Here is a 17,654-nt window from a genome sequence, read left to right on the forward strand (position 1 = left end):
AATGGCCGCCTTTTTCTACGTACACCCCCGCAGGAGATTCAGCGATGCCCAGCCGTCGTGAGCGAGCCAATGCCATCCGCGCCCTCAGCATGGATGCCGTGCAGAAAGCCAACAGCGGCCACCCGGGTGCCCCCATGGGCATGGCGGACATCGCCGAAGTGCTCTGGCGCGACCACCTGAAGCACAGTCCGACCAACCCGCAGTGGGCCGACCGCGATCGCTTCGTGCTGTCCAACGGCCACGGCTCGATGCTGATCTACTCGCTGCTGCACCTGACCGGCTACGACCTGTCCATCGACGACCTGAAGAACTTCCGCCAGCTGCACAGCAAGACCCCTGGCCACCCGGAGTTCGGCTACACCGCCGGTGTCGAGACCACCACCGGGCCACTGGGCCAGGGCCTGGCCAACGCGGTGGGCTTCGCCCTGGCCGAGAAGGTCATGGCGGCGCAGTTCAACCGCCCCGGCCACAACATCGTCGATCACAACACCTACGTGTTCCTCGGCGACGGCTGCATGATGGAAGGCATCAGCCACGAAGTCTGCTCGCTGGCCGGCACCCTGGGCCTGAACAAGCTGATCGCCTTTTACGATGACAATGGCATCTCCATCGATGGCGAAGTCCACGGCTGGTTCACCGACGATACCCCGCGCCGCTTCGAGGCCTATGGCTGGCAGGTGATCCGTAACGTCGACGGTCACGACGCCGACGAGATTCAGATGGCCATCGAGACCGCGCGCAAAAGCGACCGCCCGACCCTGATCTGCTGCAAGACCATCATTGGCTTCGGCTCGCCGAACAAGCAGGGCAAGGAAGAATCCCACGGCGCTGCCCTGGGTGAGGCCGAAATCGCCCTGACCCGCGAGGTGCTGGGCTGGAAGCACGGCCCCTTCGAAATCCCGGCCGAGATATACGCCGAGTGGGACGCCAAGCAGAAGGGCGCCGACGCCGAGAACGAGTGGAACAAGCGCTTCGCCGCCTACGAGGCCGAATTCCCGGCGCTGGCTGCCGAGTTCAAGCGACGCATGGCCGGCGAGCTGCCGGCGGACTTCGCCGAAAAGGCCAGCGAGTTCATCCGTGAAGTCGCCACCAAGGGCGAAACCATCGCCAGCCGCAAGGCCAGTCAGAACTGCCTGAACGCCTTCGGCCCGCTGCTGCCGGAGCTGCTCGGCGGCTCGGCGGACCTGGCCGGCTCCAACCTGACCCTGTGGAAGGGCTGCAAGCCGGTGGTGGCCGAGGATGCCTCGGGCAACTACATGTATTACGGCGTGCGCGAGTTCGGCATGGCCGCGATCATGAACGGTGTCGCCCTACACGGCGGCCTGATCCCCTACGGCGCGACCTTCCTGATGTTCATGGAATACGCACGCAACGCCGTGCGCATGTCGGCGCTGATGAAGCAGCGGGTGATCTACGTGTTCACCCACGACTCCATCGGCCTCGGCGAAGACGGCCCGACCCACCAGCCGGTCGAGCAGCTGGTCGCCCTGCGCACCACGCCGAACCTGGATACCTGGCGTCCGGCCGACACGGTCGAGTCCGCGGTGGCCTGGAAGCATGCGGTCGAGCGCAAGGACGGTCCGAGCGCGCTGATCTTCTCGCGGCAGAACCTGCCGTTCCATGTGCGTGACAACGAAACCGAAGCGGCCATCGCCCGCGGCGGTTACATCCTGAAGAACTGCGCTGGCGAGCCGGAGCTGATCCTGATCGCCACCGGTTCGGAAGTCAGCCTGGCGGTACAGGCCGCCGACAAGCTGGCCGAGCAGGGCCGCAAGGTGCGCGTCGTCTCCATGCCCTGCACCAGCGTGTTCGACGCCCAGGACGCGGCCTACAAGCAGCTGGTACTGCCGGTTGAAGTCGGTGCGCGCATCGCCATCGAGGCGGCCCATGCGGACTACTGGTACAAGTACGTCGGCCTCGACGGTCGCATCATCGGCATGACCACCTACGGCGAGTCGGCTCCGGCCGGCCAGCTGTTCGAGGAATTCGGCTTCACCGTCGACAACATCCTCGCGGTCGCCGAAGAGCTGCTGGAGGACTGATCGCGACGATGGGTGGATGGCTGCGGTCATCCATCCCATCAAGCCCCATCCGCGTAGGGTGGAGAGCCAACTGCCGCTTTCCACCTGCAGGACCGACGAGAACCCATGGCCAACGCCCGTCCCTATCGCGTCGCGCTCAACGGCTACGGCCGCATCGGCCGTTGCGTGCTGCGTGCATTCTATGAGCGCGGCGCCGCCTTCGATTTTCAGTTCGTTGCCCTCAACGACCTGGCCGACATGGCCAGCCTGGAATACCTCACCCGCTTCGACTCCACTCACGGCCGCTTTCCCGGCGACGTGGGCGTGGAGGGCGACTGCCTGCACCTGAACGGCGACTGTGTGAAGGTGCTGCGTGCATCGACGCCGGAAGCCATCGACTGGCGGGCACTCGACGTCGATCTGGTGCTGGAATGTTCCGGCGCCTACACCAGCCGTGCCGATGGCGAGCGTTTCCTTGCGGCGGGTGTGCCGCGGGTACTGTTTTCCCAGCCGATGGCCAGTGCGGCGGATGTCGACGCCACCGTGGTGATGGGCATCAATCAGGGGCAGCTGAGCGGCACCGAGCGGCTGGTGTCCAACGCCTCCTGCACCACCAACTGCGGCGTGCCGCTGCTCAAGCTGCTCAATGACGCGGTGGGCATCGAGTTCGCCTCCATCACGACCATTCACTCGGCGATGAACGACCAGCCGGTGATCGACGCCTACCACCATGACGACCTGCGCCGCACCCGCTCGGCCTTCCAGTCGGTGATTCCGGTATCCACGGGGCTCGCCCGGGGTATCGAACGCCTGCTGCCGGAACTCTCCGGGCGGATTCAGGCCAAAGCCGTGCGGGTGCCGACGGTGAACGTCTCCTGCCTGGACATCACGCTGCAGACGGCGCGCGATACCGATGCGCAGACCATCAACAAGGTGCTGCGCGAGGCCGCCGAAAGCGGCCCCTTGCAGGGGTTGCTGGCCTACACGGAGTTGCCGCATGCCAGTTGCGACTTCAACCACGACCCGCATTCGGCGATCGTCGACGGCAGCCTTACCCGTGCCTCCGGCCCGCGCCTGGTGAATCTGCTGGCCTGGTTCGACAACGAATGGGGGTTCGCCAACCGCATGCTCGACGTCACCGACCATTACCTGCGCGTGGCCCATCGCCCGTAGTGGCACGCGCTTGGAACATCGCTGCTTCTCGACCTTAAGGAAGACCAACATGACCGTTTTGAAGATGACCGATCTCGACCTCCAGGGTAAGCGCGTGCTGATCCGCGAGGACCTCAACGTGCCGGTGAAGGATGGCGCGGTGAAGAGCGATGCACGCATCCTGGCCTCGTTGCCGACCATCAAGCTGGCGCTGGAAAAAGGCGCCGCGGTGCTGGTCTGCTCGCACCTGGGCCGTCCGGAAGAGGGCGTCTACAGCGAGGAAGACAGCCTCAAGCCGGTCGCCGATTACCTGTCCAAGGCCCTCGGCCGTGAGGTGCCGCTGGTCAAGGATTACCTGGACGGTGTCGAGGTCAAGCCGGGTGAGCTGGTCCTGCTGGAGAACGTGCGCTTCAACAAGGGCGAGAAGAAAAACACCGACGAGCTGGCGCAGAAGTACGCTGCCCTCTGCGACGTCTTCGTCATGGACGCCTTCGGCACCGCCCACCGTGCCCAGGGCTCGACTCATGGCGTGGCCAAGTTCGCCAAGGTCGCCTGCGCCGGCCCGCTGCTGGCGGCCGAGCTGGACGCGCTGGGCAAGGCGCTGGACAAGCCGCAGCGGCCGATGGTGGCCATCGTCGCCGGCTCCAAGGTATCGACCAAGCTCGACGTGCTGACCTCGCTGGCCGACATCTGCGACCAGCTGATCGTCGGCGGCGGCATCGCCAACACCTTCCTCGCCGCGGCCGGCTACAAGGTCGGCAAGTCGCTGCACGAGGCCGATCTGATCGACACCGCCAAGGCCATCGCGGCCAAGGTCGCCGTGCCGCTGCCGGTGGATGTGGTGGTCGCCAAGGAATTCGCCGAGAGCGCCGAGGCCACGGTCAAGGCCATCGCCGACGTCGCCGACGACGACATGATCCTGGACATCGGGCCGAAGACCGCAGCCATGTTCGGCGAGATGCTCAAGTCTTCGCAGACCATTCTCTGGAACGGTCCGGTGGGCGTGTTCGAATTCGACCAGTTCGGCAACGGCACCAAGGTGCTGGCCCAGGCCATTGCCCAGAGCCCGGCGTTCTCCATCGCCGGCGGTGGCGACACCCTGGCGGCCATCGACAAGTACGGCGTGGCCGAGCAGATCTCCTACATCTCCACCGGTGGTGGCGCCTTCCTCGAGTTCGTCGAGGGCAAGGTGCTGCCGGCGGTCGAGGTACTGGAGCAACGCGCCAGCTGATGGCCGGGCGGGCTGCCGGCGGCGCCCTCGGCGCTGGCAGCCCGCTGATGCAGACGGCAACCCCGGCGGCTCGCCGTGGTCTCTGTTCTTATCGGAACAAGGAAAGGGGATTCGCCATGCGTTACGTCGCTGTTGCCGTTTGTTGCCTGGGCCTGGCCGGTTGCGCCGGCAGTTCGCCGGATACCGCCTGCCAGGTGCTCGACCCGCCGCCGGTGCTTGGCCCGACCGCCGAACACGACCAGCGTGTTGAGATGCAGGCCACCGGCGATCCGACCGTCGCCCAGGGTGGCCTGCAGGACTGCCCCGACTGACTCCCAAGGAGATGGAATGAACAAAGGCTTGCCCATGCTGCTCGCCGCGCTGCTGCTCGGCGGCTGCGGCCACTGGCAGTCCGGCCCGGACGCGCCGTTCGTGCGCTGGAAGTGCCAGAGCCAGCAGCACATCGCCTGGCGCTACGCCGATGATCAGCGCAACGCCATCGACCTGAAGATCGGCAACAGCGAGCAGGTTCATACGTTGCGCAAGGAACCTGCAACGCATGGCACTTTCTATAGCGATGGCGTAGTTGCCTTCCATGACAAGGGCAACGAGGCGCTGGTGTATCGCGTCGCCGATGACAAGGTGCTGGCCCACGGCTGCAGCGCGTCGCTCATCAGTATCTAGCGGACCATCGGTTACTGCGGCCTCGCGATGCGAGGCTACGTTTTTTAAAGCGCTGGCGGGACGCTGGCATTTGTCGCTCCCGCCTCTACAATGCCGCGCCCAGCGTGCGGCGCTTGAACAGCGTCGGCCACTGCGGCAGGCTCTACACGATCAAACGACCCAGACCGGGAGAAAGGAAAACATGGCACTCATCAGCATGCGCCAGATGCTCGACCACGCCGCCGAGTTCGGCTACGGCGTGCCGGCCTTCAACGTCAACAACCTCGAGCAGATGCGCGCCATCATGGAAGCGGCCGACAAGACCGATTCCCCGGTGATCGTCCAGGCTTCCGCCGGTGCGCGCAAATACGCCGGTGCGCCGTTCCTGCGTCATCTGATCCTGGCGGCGATCGAAGAATTCCCGCACATCCCGGTGTGCATGCACCAGGACCACGGCACCAGCCCGGACGTCTGCCAGCGTTCGATCCAGCTCGGCTTCTCCTCGGTGATGATGGACGGCTCGCTGCGCGAAGACGGCAAGACCCCCGCCGATTACGAGTACAACGTGCGCGTGACCCAGCAGACCGTGGCCTTCGCCCATGCCTGTGGCGTCTCCGTGGAAGGCGAGCTGGGTTGCCTGGGCAGCCTTGAAACCGGCATGGCCGGCGAGGAAGACGGCGTCGGCGCCGAGGGCGTGCTCGATCACAGCCAGCTGCTGACCGATCCGGAAGAAGCCGCCGACTTCGTCGCCAAGACCAAGGTCGACGCCCTGGCGATCGCCATCGGCACCAGCCACGGCGCCTACAAGTTCACCAAGCCGCCGACCGGCGACACGCTGTCGATCCAGCGCATCAAGGAAATCCACGCGCGCATCCCGGATACCCACCTGGTAATGCACGGTTCCTCCTCGGTGCCGCAGGAGTGGTTGAAGATCATCAACGAGTACGGCGGCGAGATCGGCGAAACCTACGGTGTGCCGGTCGAGGAGATCGTCGAGGGCATCAAGTACGGCGTACGCAAGGTCAACATCGACACCGACCTGCGTCTGGCCTCCACCGGCGCGATCCGCGAGTTCATGGCGAAGAACCCCAGCGAGTTCGACCCGCGCAAGTACCTGGCCAAGACCGTCGCCGCCATGCGCGACATCTGCATCGCCCGCTACGAAGCCTTCGGCACCGCCGGCAATGCCAGCAAGATCAAGCCGATCTCGCTGGAAGGCATGTTCCAGCGCTACGCCAACGGCGAGCTGGATCCGAAGATCAATTGATCGATCGGACATGAAAAAGCCCGCGTTTGCGGGCTTTTTCGTTTCTGCGCTGCATGCGTGCTCAGCTGGCGAGCAGGTCCTGGATCTGGCAGCGCAAGGTGTCCAGCGCGAAGGGCTTGGCCAGCACCGGTGCCGAGCGGGCGATGGGGCTACCGGATTCGTAGATCTCGATGGGATAGCCGCTGATGAAGATCACCTTCAGCTCTGGCCGCAGTTTGAGTGCGGGCTCGGCGATCATCACTCCGGAGACATTGCCCGGCAGGCGGAAGTCGGTGACCAGCAGATCCAGATGCGGTTTGGTCGCCAGGATCTCGAAAGCCTTGGGCGCACTGTCCGCTTCCAGCACCTGATAGCCCTCGCTGGCCAGATAGTCCGAGAGCAGGCTGAGGATATGCGGCTCGTCTTCGACGAGCAGAACGATTTTTGGCAGTGCGTGGTTCATGATGGATCTCGATGTTGCGTTACGTGCTGCATATCCAGCCCGCCGTCATGGGGCCGGACAGGATTTCGACAGGTTGCACGCTGCAAGTTTCAGTCCTGCGGCCGGACGGTCGTCGTTTTCCGTCCACTGCTGTGCAGTAACGCACGGTTTTGTCGCCGCTATCCTCGCCGCTTCCAGCGCGCGACTCAATGCCGACCTTCGCCGGGGCCATGGGCTGGCAGCTGGCGCGCATGCACGCTAGGGTGGGCGATGCCCTGCAGGAGATGAATGCCATGAGCGATCCGGACCGCGCGGCACAGCGCACCCTCGACTATTACCGCCTCAACGCCGAGGCTTTTCGCGACGGCACCCGCGACCACGACGTCAGTCAGAACATCGATGCCCTTCTGCGTCACATTCAGGCGCCGGCGCCGCTGCGTATTCTCGATCTCGGCTGTGGGCCCGGACGCGATCTCAAGGCGTTGACCGCACGAGGGCACGTCGCGGTGGGCCTCGACGGCACCGAGGCATTTGTCGAGATGGCGCGAGCGGACAGCGGCTGCGAGGTCTGGCAGCAGGACCTGTTGCAGCTGCAGCTGCCGACGGAGAGCTTCGACGGCATCTTCGCCAACGCCGTGCTGTTCCATGTTCCGAGCGCGGAGCTGTCCGGCGTGCTGGCCCGTCTGCACGAGGCGCTGAAAGGGGGCGGCGTGCTGTTCTGCTCCAATCCCCGCGGTCAGGACGAGGAGGGCTGGAGCGGTGACCGCTACGGTGTCTGGTATAGCTGGCCAAGCTGGCGGGCGCGGTTGCTGGCCGCCGGCTTCGTCGAACTGGAGCACTACTATCGTCCTGCCGGGCTGCCTCTGGCCCAGCAACCCTGGCTCGCCAGTGTCTGGCGCAAGGCTTCTCGCGGCTGACGCAGGCCGCAGAATGCAACCTGCGTCACGCTTTGTATTGCGTTTTGCACGGTCTAATTCCTAGCTGATTTTAGTTAAGTATTTGTTATTAAAGGAAAATTAATTGTTTTGCAGGTTGGCACGAACGCTGCTCCTTTAATGTTCGCTGGAACTTTCTTGGAGTACAGAACAATGACCGCTGCACAACAATTTCTTACTGCCGCATTCCCTGAGTTCGAAGTGCTCACCGAGCCCCGTCCCGATGGCGGCCTGCTGCTGACCCTGCGCAACGACGACCGCACGCTGGTAAAGCGCGCGCTGTCGAAAGGCCAGACTCAGACGCGGATTCAGCTGGAATGGGTCGTCAGCTCGGTTCGCCGTGATCTGGCACTGGAAGCCGGCATGTCGCCTTCCATCGCCCATCTGCAGAGCCAGAGCCGTACCGCACTGCCGACCTACGAGTACGCCTGAGCCCTACGGCTGCGGCCCATGCCGCAGCCGTAGCAAACCGGGCCGCCAGAGCCCGGTCATCAAGCCCGTGAAGCCGAAGAGGACAGCCACATGAACGCCATCGACCTGCTGATCGAGGATCATGAGCGCGTTAAGGACCTGCTGACGCGCCTGACCGAATCCACCGAGCGCGCCGTGAAGACGCGCACCGAGCTGCTCAGCAAGCTGGAAATGGAAGTGACCATCCATACCCAGCTGGAAGAGCAGATTCTCTACCCCGCCTACAAGGAAGCCGGCGGCAAGGAAGAGCTGAAGATGTATCACGAGGCCAAGGAAGAGCACCGAGCCGTGGATTCGCTGGTGCTGCCGGATCTGAAGGCCACCGATCCGGGCAGCGTCCAGTTCTCCGGACGGGCCAAGGTCTGCAAGGAGCTGCTGGAGCACCACATCGAGGAAGAGGAATCGGAAATGTTCCCGCAGGCGCGCGAACTGTTCGACGCCAAGCGCCTCGAGGAAATGGGTGCGCAGATGATCGAGCTGCGCAATCGTCTGAAGAAGGAGTTCACTGCCAAGCAGGCAGCCTGAACCTCGCCTACCGGCCACCGGGGCTCCCCGCCCCGGTCCGCTCTGCTTCCGCCCCGCGGCACCTGCATCTTTGCTGACGTGCATCAATAGTGCGACCAGGCGTCGCTGCGACCCTTGATGGCTTTCTAGTATCAACTTCCGTTGCTCAGGCCTGGATGATGTTCTCAGGCGCATGGGTGCGGCAGGGAAGCAAGGGGCGTGGATGGAAGACGAGCTGAAGGCGTTGCTGCAACGAGTGGGGCTGGGCCTCGAACAGATCCTGACCCGCAAGCGCTTCCTGCAGTGGCAGACCGGCGACGCGTTGCGCCTGAACCGCGCCGCGGCCGAGCTGGACGCGGCTCATCGCGCCTTCATCGACAAGCTCTACGAACACCTCGCCGACTTCGGCCAGCCAGCCACCCTGCACAGTGACTGCGCCGGGCTGACGCGGCTCAAGCAGCGCCAGCAGGAATACTACCGGCGCCTGTGGAACGGTCCCTACGAGCGCGACTACGTGCGTGACCGCCTGCTGGTGGGGCTGGTCCATCAGCGGGTCGGCGTCGACCTGGAATGGTACCTCGGTGCCTATCGCTTCTACCTGTCGGAAATGCTGCGCACGCTGCTCGGCGACAACGAGCAGCACAGGCTGTACGACAGCCTGCTGAAGATCGTCTTCTTCGACATGATCCTCGCCATCGACACCTACAGCGCCGCTCAGCGGCACGCCCTGGAGGACAGCGAGGCGCGGCTGACGCGCGCGCTGCGCGGCTCGGAGGACGGCATCTGGGAATGGAACGTGGAGCACGACCAGCTGCACCTGTCCGAGCGCTGGACCGCCATGCTGGGCATGCCTGCGCAGCCGAGCTATACCAGCCGCAGCTGGTTCGAGCGGGTACATCCGGACGACCTGCCTGGGCTGCGCGAGGCGATCGCCGATCACCTGAACGGGCGAACGCCGTCGCTGGCCCATGAATACCGCGTGCGCATCGAGGGCGGTGACTACCTTTGGGTGCTGGTGCGCGGCGTCGCCGAGCGCTGCGAGCAGGGAACTCTGCGCATGGCCGGTTCGCAGACCGACATCAGCGCACGCAAGGCCGCCGAGGAATGCCTGCGCCATGCGGCACGCCACGATGCCCTGACCGGCCTGGCCAACCGTCTGCACCTGGACGAACTGCTCAAGGAGGTGCAGCAGCGACCGCACGGTCGGGCCGCGGCCTTGCTCTTCGTCGATCTGGACCGCTTCAAGCTGATCAACGACAGCCTCGGCCACGGCGCTGGCGACCAGGTGCTGGTGGAAGTGGCGCAGCGGTTGCTGAGATGTCTGCGGCCGGGTGACCACCTGGCCCGTTTCGGCGGCGACGAATTCGTCGCCCTGCTTGGCGATCTGGCCTGCGAAGCCGATGCCGAGCGCGTCGCCCAGCGCATGCTGGTGGCCCTGCGCCAACCGCTGCAGCTGGGCGAGCGCACCCTGTCGGTCAGCGCCAGCATCGGTATCGCGCCGCTGCAGCGTGATGGTCAGGCGCTGAATGCGCTGCAGGCGGCCGACCTGGCCCTGTATCGCGCCAAGAGTGCGGGCAAGGACCAGTTCGCCCTGTTCTGCGACGGCCTGCATTCCAAGGCGGCCCGTCAGCTGGAACTGGAGAGCGCGCTGGCCCAGGCGCTGACGCGGCGGGAATTCGCCCTGCATTATCAGCCGATCTGCCGCGTCGAGCAGGGCCGACCCTATGTCGTCGGCGTCGAGGCGCTGCTGCGCTGGCGCTTCAACGACAAGCCAGTGGCGCCGCACGAGTTCATTCCGGTGCTGGAGGAGTCGCGCGAGATCGTTCGCGTCGGCGAGTGGGTGCTGCGCGAGGCCTGCTGCCAGGTCCGTCGCTGGCAGCAGGCCGGTCAGACGCAACTGTACTGCGCGGTCAACCTGTCGATACGTCAGCTGCAGCAGCCCGGTTTCACCGATCTGCTGGCGCGCGTGCTGCGGGAGACCGGGCTGCGACCGGACAGCCTGCTGCTGGAGATCACCGAGACGCTGCTGATGCAGGATAGCGAGGCGACCATGAGCAGCCTGCACGAGATCGCGGCGCTCGGCGTGCGCCTGGCCCTGGATGATTTCGGCACCGGCTACTGTTCGCTCGGCTACCTCAAACGCTATCCGCTGCACGTGCTCAAGGTCGATCGCAGCTTCATCGCCGCAGCGCCGGATGATCCCGACTCGGTGGCCATCAGTCGCGCCGTCATCGGGCTCGGCCAGAGCCTCGGCCTGGCGGTCGTCGCCGAAGGCGTGGAGCGCCCCGAACAGGTGGCCTTTCTCGGCGCCGAGGGTTGTCAGCTGGTGCAGGGTTACTGGTTCAGTCCTCCGCGCTCGGCGGCAGAACTGCAGCGGATGTTCGATCGCGAGCATCGTTTCGACGAGCTCTGGGCATTGCATCCGGTCACGCCCGGGACGACGCTGAACGACCCGCTCCCGGCCTGTCTGCCTGGCTGACCGGTATCTGCGCGCCGCCAGGAATGAGACGGCTGGGGCACTCTTGCGCCTTAACAAGGTCAACCTTCTGTGAATCTGACGATTCAAGAATTCTCCGGCCACCCGCCGGATCACTCTGAAGGAGGTTAACCATGCGTCTTACCTATCTGCTGCCCCCCGTACTCGGACTTCTGCTGGTCGGTTGCGGCCCGGACGAAGACCGCGACCGCGAGCCGACCCCGCCGCCGGCCACCACCGAGCAGCCGGCCGCACCCTCCACTGACACCACCACGCCGCCTGCAGGCACTGGAACCGGCACCGGTACCGGCGCTGCACCGAGCACCGGAACGGGCACCGGCACCGGTACTTCGGGCGACATGGCCACTCCGCCTGCCGACAATGGCAGCGGCATGGGCACCGAGTCCGGCTCCGGTACCGCGCCGAGCACTGGAACCGGCACCGGCACCGGCACCGGCACTTCGCAGTAAGCGCGGCCCGGCACCCTGGGCCGCGGGCTCAGGGTGTCATGCGCAGGAGAAAAGCGATGAAGTCGAGTTTTATCTTGGCTGGTGCACTGGCTGCCCTTGCGCTGGTGGGTTGCTCGCCGGACGACGAGGAGTCTGCGCTGGATAACAACAGCCGCAACCAGCAGGAATACCAGAACACCGCTACCGATCCCGCCGGCCCGCGGGAAATCTCGCCGCCGTCCAACCGGACCAACGAGTAGCGGTTCCGGCGCTGCGCCGGCTAGACGAACTGTCCGGCCGCGTAGCCCGACGCCCAGGCCCATTGGAAGTTGAAGCCGCCCAGATGGCCGGTGACGTCGAGTACCTCGCCGACGAAGTACAGCCCTGGCGCCTTCTGCGACTCCATGGTCTTGGACGACACTTCCCGCGTATCCACACCGCCCAGCGTGACCTCCGCCGTCCGGTAACCCTCGGTTCCGGCGGGTACCACCTGCCAGTCCGCCAGCTTGTTCGCGATCGCTTCCAGCTCGCTGGGCCCGTACTGCTTCAGCGGCCGTGAGCTGAACCACTGCTCGCACAGAAGGCCGGCCATCTTGCGCGTGAAAACCTCCCCCAGCAGCGTCTTGAGCTCGATGTTGGGGCGTTCCTGTCGCTGCGCCGTCAGCCATTCCACCAGATCCAGGTGCGGCAGCAGGTCGATATGCACCACGTCGCCCGGGTGCCAGTAGGACGAGATCTGCAGGATCGCCGGGCCGGACAGCCCGCGATGGGTGAAGAGGATGTTCTCGCGGAAGCTCTGCCCGTTGCAGCTGACCAGGCAATCCTCCACCGAGGTGCCGGACAGTTCGCTGCACAGGGTCTTGAGCTGCGGTTCGGTAATGGTGAATGGCACCAGGCCCGCGCGGGTCGGCAGCACGTTGTGGCCGAACTGACGGGCAATCTGGTAGCCGAAGCCGCTGGCGCCCAGGGTCGGGATCGACAGCCCGCCAGTGGCGATCACCAGCGACTGGCAGCGCACCGCGCCGATGCCAGTCTGCAGCGCATACCCCTGATCGAGCCGCTCGATCGCCGTCACGGCGGTGTCCAGGCGCAGATCGACCCCGGCCCGCCCGCACTCGTCCAGCAGCATCTCCAGGATGTCGCTGGATTTGTTATCGCAGAACAGCTGGCCGAGCTTCTTCTCGTGATAGGGCACGCCGTGGCGGCTGACCATCTCGATGAAGTCCCATTGGGTGTAGCGCGCCAGGGCAGACTTGCAGAAGTGCGGGTTGCTGGAAAGGAAGTTGGCCGGCTCGGTATAGAGGTTGGTGAAGTTGCAGCGCCCGCCGCCGGACATGAGGATCTTCTTGCCCGCCTTGTTGGCGTGGTCCAGCAGCAGCACCTGGCGGCCGCGCGCGGCGGCGGTGAATGCACACATCAGGCCGGCGGCACCGGCGCCGATTACCACCACGTCAGTCTGCACCAATGCATACCTCGTTCGAAAACGCGCGATGGTACTCCGCTCGCGGTTTCGCTGCAGCCAGGCATCCGACGAGGCGCCGACGTCAATCGACCTGCATTGTGTTCTGATGGGCTGATAGCGCTTTGCCAGAGGGGCGGGTGGACGTGATGGCCATGCGACGATTGTTCGGACTGATGCTGCTGTTGGCGAGCGCTTCGCTGCCCGCCGAAGTGCTTCGGCTGGCCGGCAACATCTGGCCGCCCTATACGGACAAGAGCCTGCCCGGCGAGGGGCTGTCCGTCGAGCTGATCCGCACCGCGCTGGAGCGCGGGGGCTACCGGGTCGAGTACATCGAGGTGCCCTGGGAGCGCGCTCTGTTCGGCCTGCGCAACGGCAGCTACGACATGGTCAATGGCTGGCCTACGCTCAAGCGCGTCGACTACACGCTGAGCTCCCGCCCGTTTCTGGTCAACCGGATGCGCTGGGTCCAGCGACGCGGAAACGACTTTCGCTATGACGGCCTCGATAGCCTGATCGGCCACCCGATCGCCTTGAGCCGGGGCTACATGTACAGCGACGAACTGGACGACAACGCACGGTTGCAGAAGGGCTACGCTGCGAGTTTCGTCCAGGCGGCGGCGATGGTGCTCGCCGGACGTGTCGACCTGACGCTGGAGGATGAGCGCACCGTACTGTTCCATCTCGAGCGCGAGCTGGGCCATGAGCGGGATGAGCTTTCCTTCGTCCCCGGTGAGTTCAGGCGGGCCGGGCTGTCCTTGGTGGTGCGCAGCGACCACCCGCAGGCGACCGACATCGTGGCGACCTTCGAGCGCGAGATCGCCGCGATGGTCGAGGACGGCAGCTACGCGGCGATCTTTCGCCGCCACGCCATGCCCGCCCCGGACGCGTTGCCCCAGTACTAGCGCTGGACCGGCTGCTGCTTGATCAGGTGCGCGGCCATGCTGCGCAGCGGTGCCAGCTGACGGCAGATCAACCCGAGCTGGGTCTGCACCAGGCGATGGGCATCGTCCATCTCCTCCGGAATCTGTTCGAGCTGCTGCGCCAGCGCTTCTTCCTCTTCGCTGTAGATGGCCACCGGCTTGTTCTGTGCCAGCGCCGTGGCCAGATCGTCGAGGCTCGCCGCCAGCTGCTCCGCGGCGCGCTCGAGCAGCGCATCGCTGGCATCGTCAGGCAGGCTTTCGCGATGGGCGCCGAGGCCGGACAGGTAGTTCAGCAGGGTGTGCGAGAGGATCAGAAAGCGAAAGCCGGTCTCGGCATCCTTGCGGAAGTGGCCGGGCTCCAGAAGCATGTTCGAGAGGGTGGTCGACAGCGCGGCATCGGCGTTGTGGGCGTTGCGCCGGGCCAGGCGGTAGGCCAGGTCGTCGTGCTTGCCACTGTCGTACTGGCGCATGATCTGGCGCAGGTAGTCGCTGTTGCAGCTGAGGGTGTTGGCGACCACCTGATTCAGACGCCGGCCCTGCCAGTCCGGCAGGATCAGGAACACCGCGGCGGCGGCGATCAGGCTGCCGAGCAGGGTATCGAACAGGCGCGGCCAGATCAGCCCGTAGCCATCGCCGACCTGGTTGAAGCAGAACAGCACCATCAGCGTGATCGCGGCCGTGGCCAGGGTGTAGCGCGTGCTGCGGGTGGCGAAGAACACCACTCCGGCGACCACGGCGAACAGTGCCTGCACCGGCTGGCTGGGGAACAGATCGAACAGCGCCCAGCCGACCACCAGGCCCAGCACGGTGCCGCTGATCCGCTGCACCAGCTTGATCCGGGTGGCGCCATAGTTGGGTTGGCAGACGAATACGGTGGTCAGCAGCACCCAGTAGCCCTGCTCGGGGTGGATGGCGTGCAGCGCGGCGTAACCCGCGACCAGGGCGATGGCCATGCGCAAGGCGTGGCGGAACAGCAGGGACGTCGGCGTCAGCTGCAGGCGGATGCGGTTGAATGCCTCGCGCAGCGTCTGCGGCTGGCGATCCAGCAGGCTGCTGTCCTGCGTGCCTTCCAGCGCGGCGGGGTCGCTGGCACTGGCGAGCTGGCGCTGCAGGGTGGAGAGGTTGCTCGACAGCGCCCGCAGCGAGCGCAGCAGGCCGCGCCAGGCCGGGTTGTTCTGCTCGCGCAGGTGCTCCAGCGACGCCTGCAGGTCCTCCAGTGCCTGGGCATTGGCATCGCTGTAGCGAAACGTCTGGCGCAGCTGGATGGCCTCGCCGAGTTCGGCGCAGGCGCTGGCCTGCAGACGCAGCAGGCGCTGGCAGCGAAACAGCACGTCGCTGTGGAAGAAGGCTTCGGCGAGGGCCTGGTAAGGGTAGTGCGAAGAGCTGACACGCTCGTGCAGGTCCTGGGCGAGGAAGTAAAGCTTCAGGTAGTGATTGATCTTGCTGCCGGGGCGGCCACTGCCCAGGCGGTGCAGCAGGGTTTCCTTGGCCGCATTCAGGGCGCTGACCACCCGGCCGTTCTGCTGCGCCAGCTCGAGCCGGCGCTGTTCGACGTCCAGCTGGCGCACCGGTTCGAACAGCGCTGCCTTGTAGCGGAAGTACAGGCCCAGCTCGCGATACAACCGCGCCAGGCTCTGCTGCACCGGCTGGTGCGCGAACAGCGCGTTCCAGCATACCGACAGCAGGCCATACCAGGCGGCGCCGGCCACCAGCAGCAGTGGATCGCGCCAGAACTGCTGCAGCTCGCCGTTGCGCTGGTCGGCGGCGATCATGCTGTAGATGGAGAGGATCAGCGTGGCCTGGGCGATCGCGCCGTAGCGTTCGCCGAGCGCGCCGAGCATGACCAGGGCGAAGGTGGACAACGCCAGGCCGGCAACGAACAGCCACGGATAGGGAAACAGCAACTCGACGGCTACCGCGGCGATGCTGAAGCACAGCAAAGTCACCAGCAGGGCGCTGAGCCGGCCCAGCCAGCTGTCGTCGGTCTCCGCCAGGGCGCTGGCGATGATGCCGAGGAACAGCGGAATGATCAGCGATGGCTGCCCGAGGTGCCAGGCCAGGCCCATGCTGCCGGCCATGGCGATCAGCACGCGCAGGCTGTAGCCGAACTTCTCCAGCGCCCAGAGGCGGCGTAAGTACTGGCTGAGCGAGGGTTGCGGCATGGAGCGATCCGGTTGGGGACGGGCAGATAGGGCAGCGCCAGCGCATACGCTGTCACGGCCGCGGCCGGGGCTCAACCCTCCGGCCGCCTGATGCTGGCCTGCTTGCTATCGGCTTGGCGGCGGCTGGCTTCAGCGCAGCACGCGGACCTTCAGCGAGCGGCCCTTGATCTTACCTTCGTTCAGGCGCTTGAGGGCCTGCTTGGCCGCATCGCGTTCGACCGCCACGAACGCCTGGAAGTCGAAGATGGCGATCTTGCCGACCTGGCTGCCCGGCAGGCCGGCGTCGCCGGTCAGGGCGCCCAGGATGTCGCCCGGGCGCAGCTTGTCCTTGCGCCCGGCAGCGATGCACAGCGTCACCATCGGCGGTTGCAGCGGCGCACCCGCGCCGGCTTTCAGCTCGTCCAGGGAATGCCAGTTGAGCCGCGACTTCTGCAACTTCTCGATGGCCTGGGCACGATGGGCTTCGGCCGGGGCCACCAGGCTCGCGGCCAGGCCCTGGTTGCCGGCGCGTCCGGTCCGGCCGATGCGGTGGACGTGGATTTCCGGATCGCGGGCCAGCTCGACGTTGATCACCATATCCAATGCGTCGATATCCAGCCCGCGGGCGGCGACATCGGTAGCCACCAGCACCGACAGGCTGCGGTTGGCGAACATCGCCAGGACCTGATCCCGATCACGCTGCTCCAGATCGCCATTGAGTGCCGCTGCCGAGATGCCCTTGGCGTTGAGGTACTCGACCAGCTCCTGGCATTGCTGCTTGGTGAAGCAGAAGGCCACGCAGCTTTCCGGGCGGAAGCTGGCCAACATGCGCGCCACCGCATCCAGACGCTGCTCGGGGTCGATCTCGTAGAAGCGCTGCTCGATCTGCGAGTCCGTGTGCAGTGACTCGACCCGCACCTGCTGCGGCGCACGCATGAAACTGGCGGCAAGCTGCTCGATGCTGGCGGGGTAGGTGGCCGAGAACAGCAGCGTCTGCCGCTTGGCTGGGGTCTGGCCGATGATCTCGGCGATGGCGTCGTAGAAGCCCATGTCCAGCATGCGGTCGGCTTCATCGAGCACCAGGGTGTTGAGGCCGTCGAGCTTGAGGGTGCCTTTCTTCAGGTGCTCCTGCACCCGCCCCGGCGTACCGACGATCACATGGGCGCCATGCTCCAGCGATGCGATCTGCGGGCCGATGGAGACGCCGCCGCACAGCGTGAGGATCTTGATGTTGTCCGCTGCCCGCGCCAGTCGGCGCAGCTCCTTGGCGACCTGATCGGCCAGCTCGCGGGTCGGGCAAAGTACCAGCGCCTGGCAGCCGAAATAGCGTGGATTGAGCGGGTCGAGCAGGGCGATGCCGAAGGCTGCGGTCTTGCCGCTACCGGTCTTGGCCTGGGCGATCAGGTCGTGCCCCTTGAGCATCAGCGGCAGGCTCTGCGCCTGGATCGGCGTCATCGTCGCGTAGCCGAGGGCTTCGAGGTTGGCCAGCATGGCGGCGGAAAGGGGCATGGTGGAAAAGGCGGGACTGGACACGGTTGGAGCCTTCGGATGGAAATCGGTCT

At 65.7% G+C, this 17,654-nt stretch carries 17 protein-coding genes; 13 read left to right on the plus strand and 4 right to left on the minus strand.

Annotated elements, in window-relative coordinates; translation table 11 throughout:
* Positions 1-44 precede the first annotated feature (44 nt).
* The 6 genes from tkt (at position 45) to fba (ending at position 6,313) form a co-directional block, all read left to right on the plus strand.
* Complete coding sequence (gene tkt, locus ACVRRC_RS04855) at positions 45-2,042, plus strand: transketolase (RefSeq protein ID WP_472996678.1); 1,998 nt, start codon at positions 45-47, stop codon at positions 2,040-2,042.
* A gap of 105 nt (positions 2,043-2,147) precedes the next feature.
* A complete protein-coding gene (gene epd, locus ACVRRC_RS04860; RefSeq protein ID WP_011914926.1) occupies positions 2,148-3,194 on the plus strand; it encodes an erythrose-4-phosphate dehydrogenase in 1,047 nt (348 codons plus the stop codon).
* A 49-nt stretch (positions 3,195-3,243) separates the two neighbouring features.
* The gene (locus ACVRRC_RS04865; RefSeq protein ID WP_106442474.1) at positions 3,244-4,404 is read left to right on the plus strand and encodes a phosphoglycerate kinase; all 1,161 of its coding nucleotides are present in this window, start codon (positions 3,244-3,246) and stop codon (positions 4,402-4,404) included.
* Between the two features lie 116 nt (positions 4,405-4,520).
* Positions 4,521-4,715: a hypothetical protein gene (locus ACVRRC_RS04870; RefSeq protein WP_014597977.1), complete on the plus strand. Its 195-nt coding sequence runs from the start codon at positions 4,521-4,523 to the stop codon at positions 4,713-4,715.
* Between the two features lie 16 nt (positions 4,716-4,731).
* Positions 4,732-5,067: an MliC family protein gene (locus ACVRRC_RS04875; RefSeq protein WP_011914924.1), complete on the plus strand. Its 336-nt coding sequence runs from the start codon at positions 4,732-4,734 to the stop codon at positions 5,065-5,067.
* A 181-nt stretch (positions 5,068-5,248) separates the two neighbouring features.
* Entirely contained in the window at positions 5,249-6,313 is a 1,065-nt protein-coding gene (fba, locus tag ACVRRC_RS04880; protein WP_013984291.1) for a class II fructose-bisphosphate aldolase, read from the plus strand.
* Between the two features lie 61 nt (positions 6,314-6,374).
* Here the strand turns inward: fba and ACVRRC_RS04885 are convergent, their stop codons facing one another.
* Positions 6,375-6,755: a response regulator gene (locus ACVRRC_RS04885; protein ID WP_019405508.1), complete on the minus strand. Its 381-nt coding sequence runs from the start codon at positions 6,753-6,755 to the stop codon at positions 6,375-6,377.
* Positions 6,756-6,943: 188 nt separating this feature from the next.
* Here ACVRRC_RS04885 and ACVRRC_RS04890 point away from each other — a divergent pair, with 188 nt between their 5' ends.
* The 6 genes from ACVRRC_RS04890 to ACVRRC_RS04915 all read left to right on the plus strand — a co-directional run bounded on the left by ACVRRC_RS04890 (position 6,944) and on the right by ACVRRC_RS04915 (position 11,829).
* Positions 6,944-7,651, plus strand: coding sequence for a class I SAM-dependent methyltransferase (locus ACVRRC_RS04890; RefSeq protein ID WP_221292721.1), 708 nt, complete (start codon positions 6,944-6,946; stop codon positions 7,649-7,651).
* Between the two features lie 171 nt (positions 7,652-7,822).
* On the plus strand, positions 7,823-8,101 hold the full coding sequence (locus ACVRRC_RS04895) for a DUF3509 domain-containing protein (protein ID WP_013984288.1): 279 nt from the start codon (positions 7,823-7,825) through the stop codon (positions 8,099-8,101).
* A gap of 90 nt (positions 8,102-8,191) precedes the next feature.
* Positions 8,192-8,665, plus strand: a complete 474-nt coding sequence (locus ACVRRC_RS04900) for a hemerythrin domain-containing protein (RefSeq protein ID WP_011914919.1) — start codon at positions 8,192-8,194, stop codon at positions 8,663-8,665.
* 202 nt (positions 8,666-8,867) lie between these two features.
* Positions 8,868-11,123, plus strand: coding sequence for a putative bifunctional diguanylate cyclase/phosphodiesterase (locus ACVRRC_RS04905; RefSeq protein WP_061372883.1), 2,256 nt, complete (start codon positions 8,868-8,870; stop codon positions 11,121-11,123).
* Positions 11,124-11,254: 131 nt separating this feature from the next.
* The gene (locus tag ACVRRC_RS04910; protein ID WP_013984285.1) at positions 11,255-11,590 is read left to right on the plus strand and encodes a hypothetical protein; all 336 of its coding nucleotides are present in this window, start codon (positions 11,255-11,257) and stop codon (positions 11,588-11,590) included.
* A gap of 56 nt (positions 11,591-11,646) precedes the next feature.
* On the plus strand, positions 11,647-11,829 hold the full coding sequence (locus ACVRRC_RS04915; protein WP_011914916.1) for a hypothetical protein: 183 nt from the start codon (positions 11,647-11,649) through the stop codon (positions 11,827-11,829).
* Positions 11,830-11,849: 20 nt separating this feature from the next.
* Here ACVRRC_RS04915 and ACVRRC_RS04920 read toward each other — a convergent pair whose 3' ends face one another.
* The gene (locus tag ACVRRC_RS04920; RefSeq protein ID WP_041755825.1) at positions 11,850-13,034 is read right to left on the minus strand and encodes a BaiN/RdsA family NAD(P)/FAD-dependent oxidoreductase; all 1,185 of its coding nucleotides are present in this window, start codon (positions 13,032-13,034) and stop codon (positions 11,850-11,852) included.
* 134 nt (positions 13,035-13,168) lie between these two features.
* On the opposite strand from ACVRRC_RS04920, the gene ACVRRC_RS04925 reads away from it, so the two are divergent.
* Entirely contained in the window at positions 13,169-13,933 is a 765-nt protein-coding gene (locus tag ACVRRC_RS04925) for a substrate-binding periplasmic protein (RefSeq protein ID WP_106442470.1), read from the plus strand.
* On the opposite strand, the gene yccS is transcribed toward ACVRRC_RS04925, so the two are convergent.
* Together yccS and dbpA are read right to left on the minus strand one after the other, a co-directional pair.
* Positions 13,930-16,113: a YccS family putative transporter gene (yccS, locus tag ACVRRC_RS04930; protein WP_472996679.1), complete on the minus strand. Its 2,184-nt coding sequence runs from the start codon at positions 16,111-16,113 to the stop codon at positions 13,930-13,932. The genes ACVRRC_RS04925 and yccS overlap by 4 nt on opposite strands.
* A gap of 129 nt (positions 16,114-16,242) precedes the next feature.
* Positions 16,243-17,625: an ATP-dependent RNA helicase DbpA gene (gene dbpA / locus ACVRRC_RS04935; RefSeq protein ID WP_472996680.1), complete on the minus strand. Its 1,383-nt coding sequence runs from the start codon at positions 17,623-17,625 to the stop codon at positions 16,243-16,245.
* Positions 17,626-17,654: the final 29 nt, after the last annotated feature.

Source organism: Stutzerimonas sp. LR2, assembly GCF_055755175.1.

Bases quoted from the DNA above. Each gene is read 5' to 3' on its own strand.
- ACVRRC_RS04870 (WP_014597977.1), top strand. From the start codon at position 4,521: ATGCGTTACGTCGCTGTTGCCGTTTGTTGCCTGGGCCTGGCCGGTTGC.
- ACVRRC_RS04910 (WP_013984285.1), top strand. From the start codon at position 11,255: ATGCGTCTTACCTATCTGCTGCCCCCCGTACTCGGACTTCTGCTGGTC.
- ACVRRC_RS04875 (WP_011914924.1), top strand. From the start codon at position 4,732: ATGAACAAAGGCTTGCCCATGCTGCTCGCCGCGCTGCTGCTCGGCGGC.
- ACVRRC_RS04900 (WP_011914919.1), top strand. From the start codon at position 8,192: ATGAACGCCATCGACCTGCTGATCGAGGATCATGAGCGCGTTAAGGAC.
- ACVRRC_RS04865 (WP_106442474.1), top strand. From the start codon at position 3,244: ATGACCGTTTTGAAGATGACCGATCTCGACCTCCAGGGTAAGCGCGTG.
- ACVRRC_RS04885 (WP_019405508.1), bottom strand. From the start codon at position 6,755: ATGAACCACGCACTGCCAAAAATCGTTCTGCTCGTCGAAGACGAGCCG.
- yccS (WP_472996679.1), bottom strand. From the start codon at position 16,113: ATGCCGCAACCCTCGCTCAGCCAGTACTTACGCCGCCTCTGGGCGCTG.
- ACVRRC_RS04905 (WP_061372883.1), top strand. From the start codon at position 8,868: ATGGAAGACGAGCTGAAGGCGTTGCTGCAACGAGTGGGGCTGGGCCTC.
- epd (WP_011914926.1), top strand. From the start codon at position 2,148: ATGGCCAACGCCCGTCCCTATCGCGTCGCGCTCAACGGCTACGGCCGC.
- fba (WP_013984291.1), top strand. From the start codon at position 5,249: ATGGCACTCATCAGCATGCGCCAGATGCTCGACCACGCCGCCGAGTTC.
- tkt (WP_472996678.1), top strand. From the start codon at position 45: ATGCCCAGCCGTCGTGAGCGAGCCAATGCCATCCGCGCCCTCAGCATG.
- ACVRRC_RS04915 (WP_011914916.1), top strand. From the start codon at position 11,647: ATGAAGTCGAGTTTTATCTTGGCTGGTGCACTGGCTGCCCTTGCGCTG.
- ACVRRC_RS04895 (WP_013984288.1), top strand. From the start codon at position 7,823: ATGACCGCTGCACAACAATTTCTTACTGCCGCATTCCCTGAGTTCGAA.
- ACVRRC_RS04890 (WP_221292721.1), top strand. From the start codon at position 6,944: ATGCCGACCTTCGCCGGGGCCATGGGCTGGCAGCTGGCGCGCATGCAC.